Below are 16,752 nucleotides of genomic sequence, written 5' to 3' on the forward strand. Positions count from 1 at the left end.
TTTGTGGGTGTCAGGTCTCTTTGTAAGAATTCAAAAGGAGATACAACATGACCACATTATGCAAACCTGCGACTTTTTACCCTGAACACCTTGTCAATGCAGATGACATCATGACAGTAATTGAGATTTGTCACCCGGACAGCCCATATAAGCAACGGGCTTTTGAAATGATCCAAAACACAGAGGTAAAGAATCGGCATCTGATTTTACCTCTGACGGAGATTGTGAAACTTCAGGATTTTGGCGCGCGGGCCACTCGCTATAAGGAGGCCGCCATTGAAATGGCTGAAACAGTAGCCGTTGAAGCGATGGAAAATGCGCTGGTGGCTCCTGAGGACATCGATATGGTGATCGCGACGTCCTGTACCGGCTTTATGATGCCTTCACTAACAGCGCATCTGATCAATCGGCTGGGGTTACGCAACGAAACTAAGCAAATCCCGGTTGCACAATTAGGGTGTGTGGCGGGCGCGTCGGCAATCGGGCGGGCATTTGAATATTGTCAGAGTCGTAAAGACAGCAATGTGTTGATCGTCTGCGTTGAGACATCCTCATTGTGCTTTCACAAAGAGGCCGATAGATTACAGGACTTTATCAGTGACGCTCTATTTGCTGATGGCGCAGCGGCGGTGGTAATGAGGGGCGACAGTCTGGTGTCCGGCCTTAAGCTTATTAACAACCAAAGTGTGACGATTAAAGACACCATTCCTTACATTGAATATGACATTACGCATCAGGGCTTTAAGTTTTCTCTGGATAAGGAAGTTATGCACTCTATTCCACATGTTGCGCCATATTTGCAATCGTTTTGCCAACGCAGTTTATCGCGTAATGCAAACCAGGTAGACAGCACGATTTTTCATACCGGTGGTAAGCGTATTTTGGATGAGCTAGTACGTTGTTTGTCGCTTGAGCCTGATATGGTAGCACGCTCACGTGATTGTCTGGCCGAAACGGGTAACACCTCCAGCGTAGCGGTCATTGATGTATTAAAACGTACCTTTGACTCTGCCAGGTGCGGTGATGCCAGTCTGCTTGCTGCGTTTGGCCCCGGTTTCACCTCAGAAATGAGCATTGGCGTATGGCATTGAAGTGCGGCTAGGAGTTAGCTTTAGACAACAGGAGCTGACTTGCAGCTGATCGAATATACTCCTCAGCGCGAGTCAAATCTTCCCATTCGTTGCTGGCTGATTGCTACGCCAGACTAAAATTTGACGCTGACCCTTGTTAGTTTGGGGATTTATAATCTCAGGCAAGACTGTGGCTTTATTGTATAATTTAGCAATTATCATTTAATGATCAGGGCCATGTACAAAAAAGCCTTTCTTGCGCTGAGCGTATTCTTTATTTCGGTGTTAATTGTGGCAACACTGGACACGTTTTGGTTTCACAGTGCCGCCACACAACGGCCAGCCGTGGTGTCGTCAGTAATACCCCCCGAGGCTCAGTTAAAGCAATTGCAATCTGCACACCCACTGCTCGATATTTATGAACTGGCTTCAGACTCCCCGCAAGCGGCGTTAGCACAACTGACGCACTGGCAACAAGGCGCGCGTGATTTGGCGCCCATTGAACAAGTGTATGTGTTGTGGATCCGCAGACGTGCAACCGGTGATGATCCCGAGCGGGCAAGACTAAACCAGCAACTGACAGATCTTGCGAGCCAACATCAGCTCAACTGGCTGGAAGCCTGGGTGGCTCATGCGCAGGCAAAAGCGGCCTTACGTATCGGTGATCTTGAAGCAGCGCGCTCTGCCATCTTAAAAGCAGTGGCGGTTGCACAGCAACACCAGATAGGGTTCCTTTTAAAGGAGGTTTATAATACCGCAGGTGTGGTGTTTAACTCGACCAATGAACTGGTTAAATCACAGCAGTACTTTCTAAAAGGGATTAAACAGATTGAAGCGTTACCTGAGCACCGACTGCGTGCGTTGTTGCACAACAACCTTGGTCTGCTGTACGTGCATCTGGAGCAGTGGGACAACGCGTTAAAATATCTGAGTCAGGCTGAAAAACTCTACAGCCAGTATGCCTATGCTACGTCAGAGTACATGTCGTTAATTTTATTTAACCAATCTTTTGCCCATAACCGTGCAGGTCAGGCCGTTCAGTCCAGAGAAAAATTCGAGCAGGCTCTCAGTTATCTGGATGAGGGGGTGAGTGATTTTTATCGCGTTGTCGCGCTTAAGAATGAGGCCAGACTACTTAATCTGGAAAAAGACTTGAGTGGTGCGACGCGAAAAGCCAGCCAGTGCGTTGATATGACCAGCGCTGAAAAATACCCAATGCAGCATGGGATCTGCTTACTAGAGCTGGGTTTTGCTTACTACGCAAATAGTGATTTAGAGGAAGCACACTTGGCGACGCGCTCTGCGATGGCGGCTTTTAGCAAGCTCAATCATGCACGCTGGCTGATAAAAAGTCGGTTTTTCCTGGCACAAGTGCTGGAGCGCCAGGGGGAGGCGCAAGCGGCACTATCGATACTTAAAGAAGCCCGGGCAGCAGAAAAAGCCATGATCATGAATGAATTGATTGCACTGGATACCGCGCTTGAGGTGCAACAAATTACTCAGGAGCGCGACTTGTTAAGTGCTCAAAGTCGCTTATCTAACCTTGAACTTTTGCTTGATAAACAGCGCTTCAGATTGCTGGTTTTATGGTTGATCCTTGCATTTACGGGGGCTGGGTGGCTGGCGCTGCGTGCCAGAGCAGTGAGCAAAGAAAATCGTCGCCTGTATGACCTCAGCTTTGTAGACCCGCTCACAAAAGCGTCCAATCGTCGTTTGTATCAGCAGGAAATGGCTAAGCCGGACAGATTGTGTACTGAGGTCCATTACCGACTGGTCGTGATTGACTTGGATCACTTTAAACAGATCAATGATACCTATGGTCATGACAAAGGAGACTGGGTTCTGAGCGAAGCGGCAGCCCGACTGCAAAAGTTCGTAGCCGATGATGAGCTATTTGTACGCTGGGGGGGAGAAGAATTCCTGATGGTAGTAAAAGAGCGTGATGCATTTCGGGCGTTCGTTCAAAACATGGTTGATGCACTGAGGGAAGTGCCTTTTGAACTGGGAGAAACAGCGCTGCGCGTAACCGCCTCTTTTGGTGTTAGCGATGCAATGAGCGTGCAACAGTTGGGGGCATCTGATGGGGCATTTAAATGCGCCGACCGCTGTTTGTATCAGGCTAAAAACAATGGCCGGGATCGAGTGGTTATGCCGGAAGAAGTGCTTTAGAGAGTTCAAAGTGTGATTGTTGTCAGAATATAAGCATATGAAGATTAGAGGGGGCTTGTGGTGTTGTTTCTAAAGAGATGCTCAAGGAGGCGATGTATGCGGCAGATGCTTTTGGATAGCAGCGAAGACAGTGGCCGGAGTGAACCGGCCAGCAATCCACTTGCTTTTACTTGTACAGTTCCAGCTCACCTAAACTGAGGTAGTTGCCCAGGTCATTGGAGACATCGAGACGATAGTATTGGTAATGTGCTTTTGACTCCAGACAGTACTCAGACATTGCCGGGAAGTCGGGCTTGTCGCCAGAGCCAATGGGTGCCCAGACTTGTTTGTCGTTACTGCCATACAGTTTCCAGCTGGTGGTCACCCAGGTCGTGGTGTGATTGTAGCCTTGTGCAAGAGCGATTTTAGACACCGCTTGTGCCTGAGGCAAAGTGACATAGATTGACTCTTGCTTCTCTTTAGAGAACCAGACGTGGTTATAGCTATAGACAACGACACCATCATTTAGGTGGTTAATGCTGCCATGACTGGTTGTTGCAACCTCAAAGCCACTGATATCGACTTTTTCGTCAGCCAGTTGGCAAGCTCGGTTAGGCACCGTGCCGTCACCTATGGTCAGCTCAAAATCACCGCTTTGCTCGTTTCCATCAACCCAATGCCCATACCAGCCATTAAAATCCAGAGACGGAGAACCGTAGTAAGTGGCTTTCACACCTGCCTGATTGATCACATCAAAGGTGATGTACTTGGTGCTATCGGCAGCATTTAGCTGAGGCAGGTTACCATGAACCTGGTTACCAGAGATAATACTGCCGTGGCTGTCCGTTGCAATGAAATGCGCGCCACGAAAGTCGGGTGTGAATGTGGTTAATTTATCCTGCGTTAGTATATTGTCTCTGACACTGTCCTGCTTCAGGACCAGTTCATCACTCTGCGCGACAGCAGAGCAGGCAACCAGCGCCAGTGTACTCAAACAAAATTGGGTATTGTTATTGGTTAACATATCTATTCCTTAAAATTATCCTTGTTTCCGATTTAGTATTCTACTGAATTAACTGTGAAAAGAGTATGTTTGAGGTACTTAAATACAGTGAAATGTGTGGCCGTCTCATGACGCTTTGATTAGGAAGTGTACACTGCGAGTCGCGCTCTCAGGTTTTGTGCATACATCGCACTCATATACATAAATAGGTACACTTTGGTACATCTTTTCCGAACCTGTACATTTATCATTGCGCTTTATAGGCATTACTAATTAGATGGAATAAGTATGAATTCGATATATGCCAGAGCGTGTTTACGCGTTTCACTGGTGTCGTTACTTGTTTTGAGTTCTCAATCAGGGCTCGCCGCACAAGAAACCATGCAAAGCGCGGACGATGAAGCGCTTGAAGGCGGGTATGTTAAGCTGGGGCTTGGCTACCGGGCCTCAACGCCAAACCGAGCGCGGGATCATCAAGGAAGTGGGGCTTCAGCATTTATCAATGCTCGTTATCAGTTAGCAAATGGTTTGTTTGCTGAGCTGACTAATTACAGAATGCTCAATGATGGCACGCGTGTTGGGTACAATTTTTATAATCCCGACGGCTGGAACTTTGATGTTATCACCCTCAAGGCGCATCAAAGCCTTGATTTCCCGGGCTGGCATAACAATAAGCCGACCGTACATTATCGTAAATCAACTCAAATGCTGGGCGTACGGGCCACAGGTTTTTTTAACAAAACCACAGTCCAGTTTAGCTGGGCACCATACTCGTTTAACCGGGAGTATGACGATGGCATGTTTGCCTCTTTGTGGGTTGATCAGTCGTTTCAGTATAAAAACTGGCAGATGTACGCCAATACGGGGTTAGTTTATCGCTCTGAGGAAATCATCAATTACTATTTTGGTGTGCCTGAGGAGATAGCGTCGTATATGTTTCCTGCCTATTCCACTTCCTCCGGAACAGAGGTTAGCGCAGAAGTTGGGGCGCTGTATCCTATCTCACAGCACTGGATGTTTGAAACCTATTTTAAATACAGCCATATGCCTCGCAGTATTAATAACAGTCCGTGGGTCGCTATGTTCAACAAAGCTGAAAATCGTGATGGCCATGTATCTGAGTTGGGGATTTTAGTGAGCTTTGTGTTCTGACCTGGTTGAAAGTATCTACTGTTATAGCGTTATGAAAAGAATTAAAAAGAACCGAGCAGGTTTGCTCATTATCCTGGGTTTTACATGTCAGGGGTTGTTATTGGGTGGCCATCTTCAGGCACAGCCTGACCCTGAGCTGAACAGAACCCGCCTGGAAATATCTCCGACTCAGTGTGTGTCGGTTACACAAGGAGATAAGTGTCATGTCGACGTAAAAGTGCAATGGCAGACACAAGCAGGAGGGACGTATTGTCTAAAATCCTCCCATTCTCCGGAGGCCTTAAAGTGTTGGACGGGAGCACAAAGTGGCTATATTGAACAAACTATCGTGACCACAAAGCCCGTTGTATTTACGCTTTACAAAGAAGATGGCGCGGAGCTTGCTAAACGTGAGCTCAAGCTGATGTGGGTATATAAGCGTTCGGGCCGTTCACCTGCGTCATGGCGGATGTTTTAATCCTGAGTTTGAACACAGCGTATCTTGGTACGTTTTGATACACATTGGTAGGCCTTGGTACACCTTTGCATGCTGACGTCTTTTAGGATGGTTTCACTTAAGCAAACCACCTAAAGGATATGCAATGCAATTTACAACAACGATAAAACACAGTGTGCTGATGGCGTCGATGTGTCTAGGTCTGGGCGCTTGTGGCGGGTCAGATAAGCATACACCGGCAAGTCAACCAGAGCCGGTAAAAAAAGCCGAAGTAGTGCAGCCTGAGAGCAACACCCTGGATTACCAGGCACTGATAGATCAGCTAGTGTCGGACGAAGTGCCAGGAATACTGTTGTATGTGAGGACCCCCGAGCATGAATTCACAGGAGCCGCGGGGATCGCTGACCTTGAGCAGCATTCCCCGATGGATGTTAACAGCAGCTTTCATATCGCCAGTTCTGGCAAAATTTTTACCGCGCTGCTGGCCTCTATGCTACATGAAGACGGTATGCTGGATCTGGACAACACACTTGATACCTGGTTGCCAGACACTTTGCTGGAGCAAATTCAATACAGCGACCAGATCACACTAAGGCAACTGCTTAATCACAGCAGTGGTATTTACAACTACTCAGATAAAAACACCTATGTAGAAGACAAACTCGCTAATCCGGCATTGCCTGTCACCAACGAAAGCCTGACACAGTATGCACTGAATAATCCCGGTTATTTTAAGCCCGGTGCCAGCGTTCACTATTCTAATACCAATTATACGCTTGCAGGCATGATACTGGATAAAGTGCTGGGATATCATAACGCCATTGAGATACGAAACCGCATTATCACGCCTTTATCACTGGATGCGACATTTGCCATCGGTTACGAACAAGACCAGGGTGAATTAACACCGGGCTATGATTATATCGACGGCGAATTCATGAATGTCGGCCCGCTGTTTAGCACGATCTGGTCAAATGCAACGCCGGTGGCCTCTTCGGTTGCGGATCTGGCATTATTCACCCGTAGTCTGTTTAAAAATTCAGACTTTGCGAGTGAGTCATTACAAGGGTTATTGCGCGGCAATGACAGCCTTGTTCGTGAAGATGACAACACCCAATACGCGCTGGGCATGATGAAACATACTTATTCTAATGCCATAGTATATGAACATAGCGGCGGCAATCATGGTTACTCCACTCAGAATGCCTATATTGAAAGCCACGATACCAGCATTGTCCTGTTTCTGAATTGTGGGTTTAGTAGTGAGGAATGCGTCAATGCAGAATATGGACTATTTGAGTTACTGCTTACGGAACTGACAAAAGCCCCGGCTGTTGAGTCGTAGATGAAGGAGGGGGGCTTTATGTACTGCCCCCCGTTTAACTGTTACGCCCAAATATTATTGGACTGATGGGAGGCGGACCAGGTCACATTACATCCGGCAAAATCTGACTTTTAAGCAATTGAAAGTCTGACAGGCGGCATAGTTTAAGGATGGTACTTTGCTTCTGTACTGAGTGTGCTGATATAGTGTGGCGGATTGATTTTTACTGGGGTAGCACATTGATTATAAGAAAAGAGATTGATTATTCGACATATTCACTTAGCGAGCTAGAGGAAGCCTGGCTCAGCGTAGATGATTACGCCTACCCCGAAAGAGCTATTGAGATTTACACGCGACTAAAAAGTATGGAAAAAGAAGAAGAGGGAGACGACGCTCAAAGCCCAAACGAATTTGTGAATCTACTATCTCGCTTTTTCCGGCCGCATACCTTCGTGGATACCACCTTCAGCGATGAACTGCTTGAACAGAGCAATGCCGAAATGAAAGAAATACGAGTGCAGGCTATGATTGAATCGCGCGGAAAAGTGGGTAGTTAAAAACGTGCTTGAGGATGGACAATCCCATAAAAAAAAGCCCCCGCAAATGCGGGGGCTTATTTATTGGTGGAGCTTACGGAAAATGAGTTAAACCAATTGTTCGATGAAATGGCGAGAATCGAAGACATTTTTCAGGACACTTCACTTGGTCATAAGAAGCGTAGATTTGAGCCTAAGACCAGCAGGTATAGGGTAGAAACATAGTTTTTGGTTTAGCTGTACTTGCTCAGATTAAGTACATTATAATTATATCTTTATCTTTTTATAATATATTGAATCTAAGTCTTCATTATTAATGACCAGGATTTCTTTTTCACTTTTTAATTTGTATGTTTTTTCTATTTCCTGATTTGGCCTTTTTATAAGTATGGAACAACTTGGTGCTGACGGTGAGGTTGTAATGTGCCACTTAGGAATTGCAGGATGGGAGGTGATATTTATCATTGAATGTGATGTTATTTTAAGGCCTGTTATATCTAATTCGTATACGTCGCTTTTAGCTATTGTGAGTCTGTTTTGTACTCCTGTAACTTTGCAGCTTGTTAAACATGAATTTGATATATAGCAAAGGTGTATTTCGCTTTTATTGAACATGTATTCACAATGAGTTAAACTACATGATGAAAAGTTAGTTGGTTTTTTTGGTAGTATTTTAGCACCTTCCAAATCACATTCTATGAATTCACCATTGGATATTTTTATTTCTTCTACTTCTAGTGTTATATTTGGTGCTGGCTTTATTTTGCATTTGTAATATATGTTGTTTTCATTTGTGAATCCCGCCTTTCGAAACTCAATGTTTGAATATAGGAAGTTTTTATTTTCTTGGCTTTCTGTGTATATTTCCCCTGAGATTGTTGTTTTTAAATCTGATTTTAAAATGAAGCTAAGTGTTTTTTTACTTACCTTTCTTTTTCTTTCTCTAGTTTTTAATTGTCCGCCTTTTAAACCTAATGAGAACAAAAACTCCCTTATAGTCAAGTGAGAGAACCTGAACTCACCATCGGAGTTTTTGTTGAGAAGGGAATTGCTACTAATATCTAGTTTAGAGATTCCTTTTATTATGTTTTCTCTATGTGAAACTAATAGCTCAATCGCACTAGGTGCGTGGACAAAGCTACCAATTTTTTCTATAGAAATTGTATTAGTATCGTTATCTGTCAGGTATTCAGCTATCCAAATACAAACTTGTAGTAAATCTTGTGCCGAAACTTCTATTTTCTTTTTTCTGAGCCTATTTACTTCACGGTTTAGCCATGTCTCTACAAGGCTCTGGTATATGTAGAACTCATTGTCACCATTTCTCACAGCTTGCATTACGTCTTCTATGTGTGCGAGTAAAAATGGCCTAAATTGTAAAGAGTCCATACACTTTGTGGCTGTGTTGGCTTCCTGCTCTTTTTTACAAGGAATTTTGTATATTCTCTTTTGAAAAAAGTTACCAAACCTTTTTCTCAGGTAACCCTTTACTTGATGTTCGTCAAACAGAGATAGGTAATGTAAAGGACATCTATATGAGGATATTCCTATTTGGCCTAGCAAACTGAACGCAGCTTCTTTTGATGGAGGAAAAAACTGCGTACGACAAGTAATAATAACCCGATAGAAATTACTGGTACTATCTAAGAGTTCTGTGATTCTTTTTTCTGCATTTTCTCCATTTGCGGTAGGGTCTTCGTCCAGTGAATCGAGAAGCAGTATTGTATTTGAAGGATCCTGAATCTTTCCTATATCTTCGAGGGAGCTTTTACCCAGTTTTAATAATTTACAATCCCACTTTTGAGGCATGAACGAAGTGAGGTGCATTAGCTTTATCATTAGTAGCAGTGATGTTTTTCCCATTCCTGCATCAGCTAGAATAAATAGTTGGTTACTTCCGTCTTTTGGCAGAAATCCACGATTGAAGAAGGTATTCATTGCTTCGAAGGTGTTTTCACGAACTACGCTAATTGCATTATCTTCGAGAGCATTGGCTGGGTTGATTTGCTGACATTTCGGCTCGACATAGAACTTAGCTAAGCGTCTTGGATCTTCAAAGGTATTGCTAAGTTCAATAAGCTCTTTTCCTCGGTCCTTCCTTATTTTTACGAATGCTTTGGATAGCACACCTGTCACTTTAGAAAGCTGTTTCGCGCTAACAAACTGTGTAATGGGATCCATGCTTTGTCCTTGCAACTCAAAGTTTGCATAGATATTAAACGCAACAGAGTAGCAAGGGCAACTTTGACCTTTGTAAAAGCTACTCAAATAGGCATGGTAAGCGCCACTCTATCTGTCACGACACCTCTTGTCGAATTAGATCTATTCATTGGCTGTAAAATTGCTTTATCTACCACCGAACGAGTCCGCAAACTGATGGTAAAAATAGTTTTGACTGTGACTAATACAGAGTATCTATTACTACAAACCTGCAAGGCGGTAAGAGAATTACTATGCACTGGTAAACAGGTGGTAATCGAGTTTAAAGAGTTCAAGGCAAAGCGGTCATTGGCACAAAACAGACTCTTATGGAAATGGAACCAGGAGATTGCCAATCACCTGCAAGAACGCTACGGGCAGGAAAATAGCGCTGAGGGTGTTCACGAGGTCCTAGTACGCAAGAGGTATGGTGTGAGGGTCATTCAGACAGATATTGAAGAACCCATATTAGTAAGAAAGCGCACTCGCAAATTATTAACTAAAGAGTTTACCGAGTACTTGAGTTGGCTTGAAATGTACTGTGCAGAGTATCTGAAATTAATACTAACTAGGCTTGAAGAATAGTATGTGATTGCTATGCATGGGGAGTCTAGATGTCGTTAGTGAGACAGAAATTAAGAGAAAGCAAAAAGGGTCAGGAGTGTCAGTTCAGACTGCCTGAGATTTGCAATTGGAACCCTGAAACAACAGTATTGGCCCATGTTGCAAAAGGTTCTGGCATGGGCCAAAAGAGCGATGATATTCATGCAACCTTCGCGTGTATCGCATGCCATGCGGAAATGGATAGAGTTACACGAATCTTGGAGAAAGATTTTGTAGATCAGTGCGCTTATGAAGGGATGGTTAGAACACAAACATACAGGCTGTCTCAAGATCTGATTAAGGTGGATTGATGACTGGTGGTGAGATCCTCAAAGCTGCGCGAAGTCTTCGTGGCATGACTCAGGACGAAGTCGTCGCTATGTACGGCGGTATAAGCAGAAATATATATCAACGGTGGGAAGGCGGGCGTACTGCGGCTCCATATGATGACGTTAAAGCAATCGTTGAACAGGTTTACAAATTAAACCTGGCTAACCTTCTGGCAATGGTGGAAAGCAATGGATAACTTAAAGAACCTTAGAAAAGAGCTACGCGCCTGGGGTCGTTATTGGGCATCAAAAGAAACCGTTGGCGGGTATGCGAGTAAGTCTAATGTTGAGCGTTTACGAGAGTGCTGCGAGCTTGGTGGTGTATTTAGCTCAGATGCTCATCTGTTCAGTCACGGTTCGCAGGGAATCAAAGTCCCCGAGCACATTGAAGATATGACTAAAAAGGTGAACCAGCTCAGTGATAACTATAGAAAAGTCATTACTGGCCGGTATGTGAAGGGTTTTGTTGGCAAGAGTTAAGAGTTTGGGCTGGTTTGCCAGAGATGAGAAGTGTTGAATTTTGGCTCTTGCGGGCTGAATCTTCTCTTATTTTGAAATAGGAAGTAGCCTACCTGCAGTTTCAATCATTTTTGGGTATTCGTGAATATCTATCAAGCCTAGATGATTACTTAAGTCATGCTTGTATGAATCTGATATTCTTTGGTTATCTCTGTGGGTTATATAGTGGCTACGGCCTTTGTTGGAGGCGCTTAGTATTTCCATGACTTCACCAAATGTATTTTGCTCAGGACCTCGACCATTCCAAGTGGGAATCATCATGTTGTCATTGTTGAGAGTTTCTTTTATTCGCTCCATTTTTGGAGAGGGGGACTCTGTGTGATAGTTAGCATTAAAATGACTTAAAAGCTCCCCATATTCATCTGGCTTGGTAATTTTTAGAAGGGCCAAAAACGCAAGAGGAACAAAAGTAAGTTCAGCAGCCCTGGTCCGATTTGCTAATGTTACAGACTCAATCAGCGAAAAGGCTTGCTCCATATCTCTCAAGCCGGCCCCTAGCCCTTTCGCTGTCTGAGCGAATAAATATGCTTTTGTTTTAACGGAGCCAATATCGTTTTCTTTTGGGTAAAGGGTTCTTGTGCCATTGACCGGTGTCTCTTCTTTGGTTAGTAGGTAGTACGCAAAGTCTGATAGATTTGGCTCGATAAAAGTATATGTTTGGGTAAAAAAGCGGCTCAAATACCTTTTCGCATTAAACCCACTGCCATAAACCGCCTTGATTGATTCGCTTAGCTGGTCTGAGGCGGTTGTAACAACAAAATAAACTCCCCTCGCTGAAAATAAGTGCTTGATTACTTCAAGTAGCTCTATTGCATATTGAGGTCTGCACCGGTCTAGCTCGTCAACAAATATAAATAAAGGTACATTTTCTGATTTGTTTTCTCTTGGCTTTTTTTCATTTTTTGGCTCTTGAATAGCCTTTTTTTGAGTATCAAAACTTGAACTAGCCTCTTTTGCTAAATTCTCAATATTTCTCACAAAGTCTTTAATGCAACTTTCTACTTTCTTTTGTTCTGCAATTAAATTTTGTGCAAGTTTGTTGGTTACCGACTCAGCTGTTTTTGACACTAGCTCACTATTACTTTTTTTATCATTCCCATCATTTTCTGCATTGGTTGTATTATGTGGGTTTTGCTTAGAATCTATCTCTTCATCTTGCTTTTCAGGGTCCTCATAAATGACCTCTGTTAGTTGGTCATAAGTCAAGCCAGTTAGCTTTTTCACAACAGAGGCGCAGGTAATCGCTCCAACATTATAAAGGGTATCACGCCACGAGCTTGATATTTCTCCGCCAGGCATTCTAATAAGATCACTTAGCTGACCTTCTACCGCGGCTATGAAACTAATTAACGGATTTTTAGAAAAGTCACTTTCCCAAGCATTTACATAGACCACTCTACATCGGCTCTCTGCTTCAAGTTGTTTCTTCCAATTAGTGAGGAAGTAAGTCTTCCCAAATCCCCATTCTGCATCAATATTCAATACAAATGAGTCCTTCTTGGTGGCGTAACGATTAATCAAAAAATCGGTTAAGAACTTAGCCTCATCTTTCCTGTTTAGTTTATCATCCTGCCAAGCAGCCATAATGAAATCCTTCTAGTTCTTATTTATTAGAATGGTAAGTTATCACCACTAATTATTGTGATCAATCAGGAAGGTTGAAGGCACTGTTTTGTCCATAATCTGAGGGTTTTTAGGCTTAGCTGGTAAGCAAGTGAGTGTAAACATCATATTTGCGCTAGAATGCACCATATTTGTGGTATCCATTCGGGCTAAATAAGGCACAATATATATAGGCTCGCGAGAGTCATATACAAAATCCTTCTAAAACTAACCCCACCATCGAGTGGGGTTTTTTATTGGTGATTTATGCAAGATATACGTTGTGCTTGCGGAAAACTACTGTGCCCTTTAGAGGGCAAAGTAGAGATCAAATGCCCCCGCTGTAAAGCAATAAACAACATAGAACGCCGAGAGCGTCACGATAAAAAGGTGACGCATGACAGAACTAACGCTAGTTAACGGCGACTGTGTAGAAGAAAGCAAAAACATTCCAGACAATTCGGTTGATCTGGTCCTAACAGATCCGCCTTACCTGATTGGTGCAAGCAGTATTGGTAAACCGTCAAAGGCCGGGTCGTGGGCCGACTGGATGAACGTAGCCCATTTTTTATAAGTCCTGGTTCGAACAAGCAAAGCGTGTGTTGAAGGATACTGGTTACCTGGTGTCATTCTGTAACTGGCGCTCTATGCCTGTGATAACCAAGGCACTTGCTGATTTAGGTCTATCCATTACCTCAGTACTGGTATGGGATAAGCAGTGTTTAGGCACTGGCCCTAAGAAGGCGTTGCGGCCACGTTACGAGCTAGTGGTATTCGTAGGCATGAAAGGTGCTGAGATACCCAACCGTTCGCTTTCTGACATATGGGAATGCAAGAAGGTGGCACCCCAGAACAGGGTGACTGGCCATCCAGCAGAGAATCCCGTCGAACTATTCCAAAAGCTGATATGTGAAACCACCCGAGAGGGTAGTCTCGTTGTTGATTTCTTTACAGGTAGCGGCGCCGCCGGTGTAGCTTGCCAAAACACAGGGCGTAACTTTATCGGCTACGAACTGGATCCGCATTGGTACGCAGAAGCGGCGAAACGGCTAAACACGTAAGAGCCAGTCAGTACAGTTAAAACCATTGGGTAGAGGGGACGTACGGATGCGGCCCGCATATCGTTATTAATATATACATATAGGTACATTTACGCCACCTGTATAAGGTTTTTGTCAGTTGATAAATTAAGATATGATAATTTTCATCAAAAGCAAAGGAGATGGGTGGGTTGTACTTTGAAAGCATTTTTTAATTTCATTTTAATGGTTGCGGTGGGCCTGGTAATTGCTTGGGGCACTAGGTTTTGGTTCAGTGATCGAGCGGATGTAGTTGTCGAGTCATCGTTACTTGTGGAGGTTGCATTTGCTGCGCCGGACGTGAAGGGGTATCAGCGTTCATATACTATTCGAAATGCAGGTGATGTTGCTGCTCAAAACATCATTGTAAAGCATGCTCCCCAAGTGAAGGAATACAAAATCACAAAAGCTTCAGACAATGACGAGGTTGCTGATAGTAACAGCGAAGGTGTTATAGACCTCAATTACAAGAACCTTAATCCTGGCTCAGCGTTTACTTTATTTGTTCTATATGAAGAGCCCACAGAAAATAGTTTGATAGTTAGTCATGCTGGTGGGGTGGTTCGTAGCAGTAGCGATTCTGAGAAGAAGCAGGATGGTTCTTTCTACTTTTTAATTATGATAGTTATAGGTTCTTTAACTTACTTGTTATTTTCATCAAGAATGTTTGCACTGTCTCGGCTCTATATTTATCCAAGCAAGGCCGATTTAAAGCGCAAAAGAAGATGGTATGTAACTGAAAAGGAGCATGAGGAAATAGTAAGTCAAAGTATTGCTGTGTTGCTTGTTCCTGAGTTTTCTTATAGCAAGAGTATAGAAGAATGGAGTTCTATGAAGTTCCTTTTGGATGATGAAATAAGTCAACTTGAACTGACGTCTGAGATGAAAGAGTACCTAGTCAAAGGCTTGAATGACATGTTTCTTGCCGAATCTGAGTATTACATTCCAAAAATGGATAGTTTGATGGAGGTTGAGCGGTTATTTCAAAAGACAAAGCCCGAGCTTATTACAGACACAACATGGAGCGAATTCAAAGAGAGCCTGGTTGAACAATTAGAGTCTTTGGCCAATAGTTGCCGCTATGAGTTTGGCCGCATCAATAGGGTTGACCTGATTGCGTCACTGAGTAAGGGTCACGTTGGCGGGATGGAGCGCGATCAGTTCGATCGTTATAAAAAGGAGCTGCAAAGCTCTCTTTTAAATACTTACATCTCTGAGATTGCTCGAACAGTTCAAATTGGAAACCCACGCTTGGATCTTAACAACCCTGAGGGGTTAGATCTTTTAAGCGAATATGACAAAGATAAACTTGCATCTCTATTATATGAAATGAATTTTACTCACTTGTTTTACTATCGGCATAGATTCTCTTATAGCGAGGAAGCTATTAGAGATAGGTTGTCTTCTAGGCCTCAGTGGGTAAATAAGGAGCACTGGGAGCGGGTTGAAGAAGTGGATAAAAGAGCGTTACGTTCATATGCTATTGAAAGGTTATTTGAGCGTTTTCAGGATGAGTGCTGGTCTCGACTCAACATATCAGTTAAAGGAACAGAAGCGGAGGCGCTTTTCGATTACCTTGTCGGGTTGCAAAATCTGAAGCTTGATCTAACTCAAAAGAAGCGGGATTTAGAGGTCAAGCAATTGGATATAGTCAACAGTGAAAAGTCTTGGGATAGCAAGGTTACAAGATTACAAAAACAATTAGACATATTGGATGACTTATTAACGGGGCGTCTGACGCTTGGTCGTTTGGAATACCCTGAAGCTATTTTCTCAGAAAAGAACTTGGAGAACCTTCGCAAGATAGAAGCTCTCCATCGGCAGCCGGAGGCTGTGTCAGAATAATTTGGAAATTTCCAACATCTTGAGAAGCCCGCATCACGCGGGTTTTTTTATGCCTAAACAAAGGTAACAACATGACAATGAACGCTATAGAGCAGATAAAAAAACATGAGTGCTTCAGAGATAAGCCTTATCTCTGCACGGAAGGCTGGTTAACTATTGGTTTTGGCCTGAATTTAGACGCCGGCATAACAGAGGAAGAAGCTGAGGTGATCTTGTTCATGAGAGTTGAAGGTATCCGTAAGCGCCTAGCTAACGCAATTCCTTGGTATGTAAATCTCAATGTAAACATGGCATATAACCTGGGTGTTACCGGACTAATGGGGTTTGCCAAAACACTAACGCATATTCGGACGGGCGACTACATAAAAGCATCAGAAGAAATGCTTGAGAGTCGGTGGGCTAAGCAAGTACCAAATAGAGTGCAAGAACTAGCAATTCAAATGCAGCAAGATGGGTTGTGATTGGGGTTATAAAGCAGCTTATACCCTTGAATTAAAGTTCCAATACATTGCGATCTGTTAGCATCATTTAAAAAGAAGCACGGAAACCGTCATTCCGGTTGCATCTTTTAGATGCGGTGACTCATTGAATAGGCTGGGAAGCATAGAAGAAAGGCTACTAATAAAACAAATCCCGCCAAGTGGCGGGTCATAAGTCTCTTGCGATGTTGACGGATCCAAGAGGTGACAGTAATTAATTAGGATAATTAATGCATGGGAAACGAAACAAAAACTAACGTAGATTTGACAGCCAAAGCAGAGGCTAAAGTGAATATATTACCTAGCAAAGATGGTTCAGATGTTTTCTTAAAACGAATAGGTTTCGGGATCGCGGCTTTGTGTTTACTGGGTGGGGTTGCAGGGGTAATCACTGCGGCATTTCCCAACGGAGTCTTTGGTTGATTAGG

General features: G+C 43.6%; 18 protein-coding genes. 15 read left to right on the top strand and 3 right to left on the bottom strand.

Annotated features, from left to right (window positions below; genetic code table 11):
* Positions 1-47: 47 nt before the first annotated feature.
* Together CWC22_RS07285 and CWC22_RS07290 are read left to right on the top strand one after the other, a co-directional pair.
* Positions 48-1,091: a type III polyketide synthase gene (locus CWC22_RS07285; RefSeq protein ID WP_125563358.1), complete on the top strand. Its 1,044-nt coding sequence runs from the start codon at positions 48-50 to the stop codon at positions 1,089-1,091.
* A gap of 216 nt (positions 1,092-1,307) precedes the next feature.
* Entirely contained in the window at positions 1,308-3,239 is a 1,932-nt protein-coding gene (locus tag CWC22_RS07290; protein WP_138539032.1) for a tetratricopeptide repeat-containing diguanylate cyclase, read from the top strand.
* 166 nt (positions 3,240-3,405) lie between these two features.
* Here CWC22_RS07290 and CWC22_RS07295 read toward each other — a convergent pair whose 3' ends face one another.
* Positions 3,406-4,242, bottom strand: coding sequence for a hypothetical protein (locus CWC22_RS07295; protein ID WP_138539033.1), 837 nt, complete (start codon positions 4,240-4,242; stop codon positions 3,406-3,408).
* A 267-nt stretch (positions 4,243-4,509) separates the two neighbouring features.
* Here CWC22_RS07295 and CWC22_RS07300 point away from each other — a divergent pair, with 267 nt between their 5' ends.
* From CWC22_RS07300 to CWC22_RS07315, 4 genes are all read left to right on the top strand, one after another.
* Complete coding sequence (locus tag CWC22_RS07300) at positions 4,510-5,373, top strand: MipA/OmpV family protein (RefSeq protein ID WP_138539034.1); 864 nt, start codon at positions 4,510-4,512, stop codon at positions 5,371-5,373.
* A gap of 31 nt (positions 5,374-5,404) precedes the next feature.
* Positions 5,405-5,830, top strand: a complete 426-nt coding sequence (locus tag CWC22_RS07305; protein WP_138539035.1) for a DUF3019 domain-containing protein — start codon at positions 5,405-5,407, stop codon at positions 5,828-5,830.
* Between the two features lie 124 nt (positions 5,831-5,954).
* A complete protein-coding gene (locus tag CWC22_RS07310; protein ID WP_138539036.1) occupies positions 5,955-7,154 on the top strand; it encodes a serine hydrolase domain-containing protein in 1,200 nt (399 codons plus the stop codon).
* Between the two features lie 218 nt (positions 7,155-7,372).
* Entirely contained in the window at positions 7,373-7,690 is a 318-nt protein-coding gene (locus tag CWC22_RS07315; RefSeq protein ID WP_138539037.1) for a hypothetical protein, read from the top strand.
* 246 nt (positions 7,691-7,936) lie between these two features.
* Here CWC22_RS07315 and CWC22_RS07320 read toward each other — a convergent pair whose 3' ends face one another.
* Entirely contained in the window at positions 7,937-9,850 is a 1,914-nt protein-coding gene (locus CWC22_RS07320; RefSeq protein ID WP_138539038.1) for an NACHT domain-containing protein, read from the bottom strand.
* 3 nt (positions 9,851-9,853) lie between these two features.
* On the opposite strand from CWC22_RS07320, the gene CWC22_RS07325 reads away from it, so the two are divergent.
* From CWC22_RS07325 to CWC22_RS07340, 4 genes are read left to right on the top strand one after another with little or no spacing between them, the layout of a single operon-like run.
* Positions 9,854-10,453 (top strand): recombination protein NinB, encoded by a 600-nt coding sequence (locus CWC22_RS07325; protein ID WP_138539039.1) that lies wholly within the window; start codon positions 9,854-9,856, stop codon positions 10,451-10,453.
* A gap of 29 nt (positions 10,454-10,482) precedes the next feature.
* The gene (locus tag CWC22_RS07330; protein WP_138539040.1) at positions 10,483-10,782 is read left to right on the top strand and encodes a nuclease domain-containing protein; all 300 of its coding nucleotides are present in this window, start codon (positions 10,483-10,485) and stop codon (positions 10,780-10,782) included.
* Positions 10,782-10,997, top strand: a complete 216-nt coding sequence (locus CWC22_RS07335) for a helix-turn-helix domain-containing protein (RefSeq protein WP_138539041.1) — start codon at positions 10,782-10,784, stop codon at positions 10,995-10,997. Before CWC22_RS07330 ends, CWC22_RS07335 begins: the two co-directional genes overlap by 1 nt.
* On the top strand, positions 10,990-11,280 hold the full coding sequence (locus CWC22_RS07340) for a hypothetical protein (protein WP_138539042.1): 291 nt from the start codon (positions 10,990-10,992) through the stop codon (positions 11,278-11,280). The genes CWC22_RS07335 and CWC22_RS07340 overlap by 8 nt, the downstream gene beginning before the upstream one ends.
* Before the next feature lie 66 nt (positions 11,281-11,346).
* On the opposite strand, the gene CWC22_RS07345 is transcribed toward CWC22_RS07340, so the two are convergent.
* Positions 11,347-12,903 carry a KAP family P-loop NTPase fold protein gene (locus CWC22_RS07345; RefSeq protein ID WP_138539043.1) on the bottom strand — a complete coding sequence of 519 codons (1,557 nt, stop codon included), beginning with the start codon at positions 12,901-12,903 and terminating at the stop codon, positions 11,347-11,349.
* A 415-nt stretch (positions 12,904-13,318) separates the two neighbouring features.
* Here CWC22_RS07345 and CWC22_RS07350 point away from each other — a divergent pair, with 415 nt between their 5' ends.
* From CWC22_RS07350 to CWC22_RS07370, 5 genes are all read left to right on the top strand, one after another.
* A complete protein-coding gene (locus CWC22_RS07350) occupies positions 13,319-13,495 on the top strand; it encodes a site-specific DNA-methyltransferase (protein WP_138539045.1) in 177 nt (58 codons plus the stop codon).
* Positions 13,496-13,520: 25 nt separating this feature from the next.
* Complete coding sequence (locus CWC22_RS07355; RefSeq protein ID WP_138539046.1) at positions 13,521-13,982, top strand: DNA-methyltransferase; 462 nt, start codon at positions 13,521-13,523, stop codon at positions 13,980-13,982.
* Between the two features lie 177 nt (positions 13,983-14,159).
* Positions 14,160-15,845 (top strand): hypothetical protein, encoded by a 1,686-nt coding sequence (locus tag CWC22_RS07360; RefSeq protein ID WP_138539047.1) that lies wholly within the window; start codon positions 14,160-14,162, stop codon positions 15,843-15,845.
* Between the two features lie 71 nt (positions 15,846-15,916).
* Positions 15,917-16,306, top strand: coding sequence for a glycoside hydrolase family protein (locus CWC22_RS07365; protein ID WP_138539048.1), 390 nt, complete (start codon positions 15,917-15,919; stop codon positions 16,304-16,306).
* Between the two features lie 252 nt (positions 16,307-16,558).
* The gene (locus CWC22_RS07370; RefSeq protein ID WP_138539049.1) at positions 16,559-16,747 is read left to right on the top strand and encodes a hypothetical protein; all 189 of its coding nucleotides are present in this window, start codon (positions 16,559-16,561) and stop codon (positions 16,745-16,747) included.
* The last annotated feature ends 5 nt before the right edge of the window (positions 16,748-16,752 follow it).

This window comes from Pseudoalteromonas rubra, assembly GCF_005886805.2.
GTDB classification, from domain to species: Bacteria; Pseudomonadota; Gammaproteobacteria; order Enterobacterales; family Alteromonadaceae; genus Pseudoalteromonas; species Pseudoalteromonas rubra_D.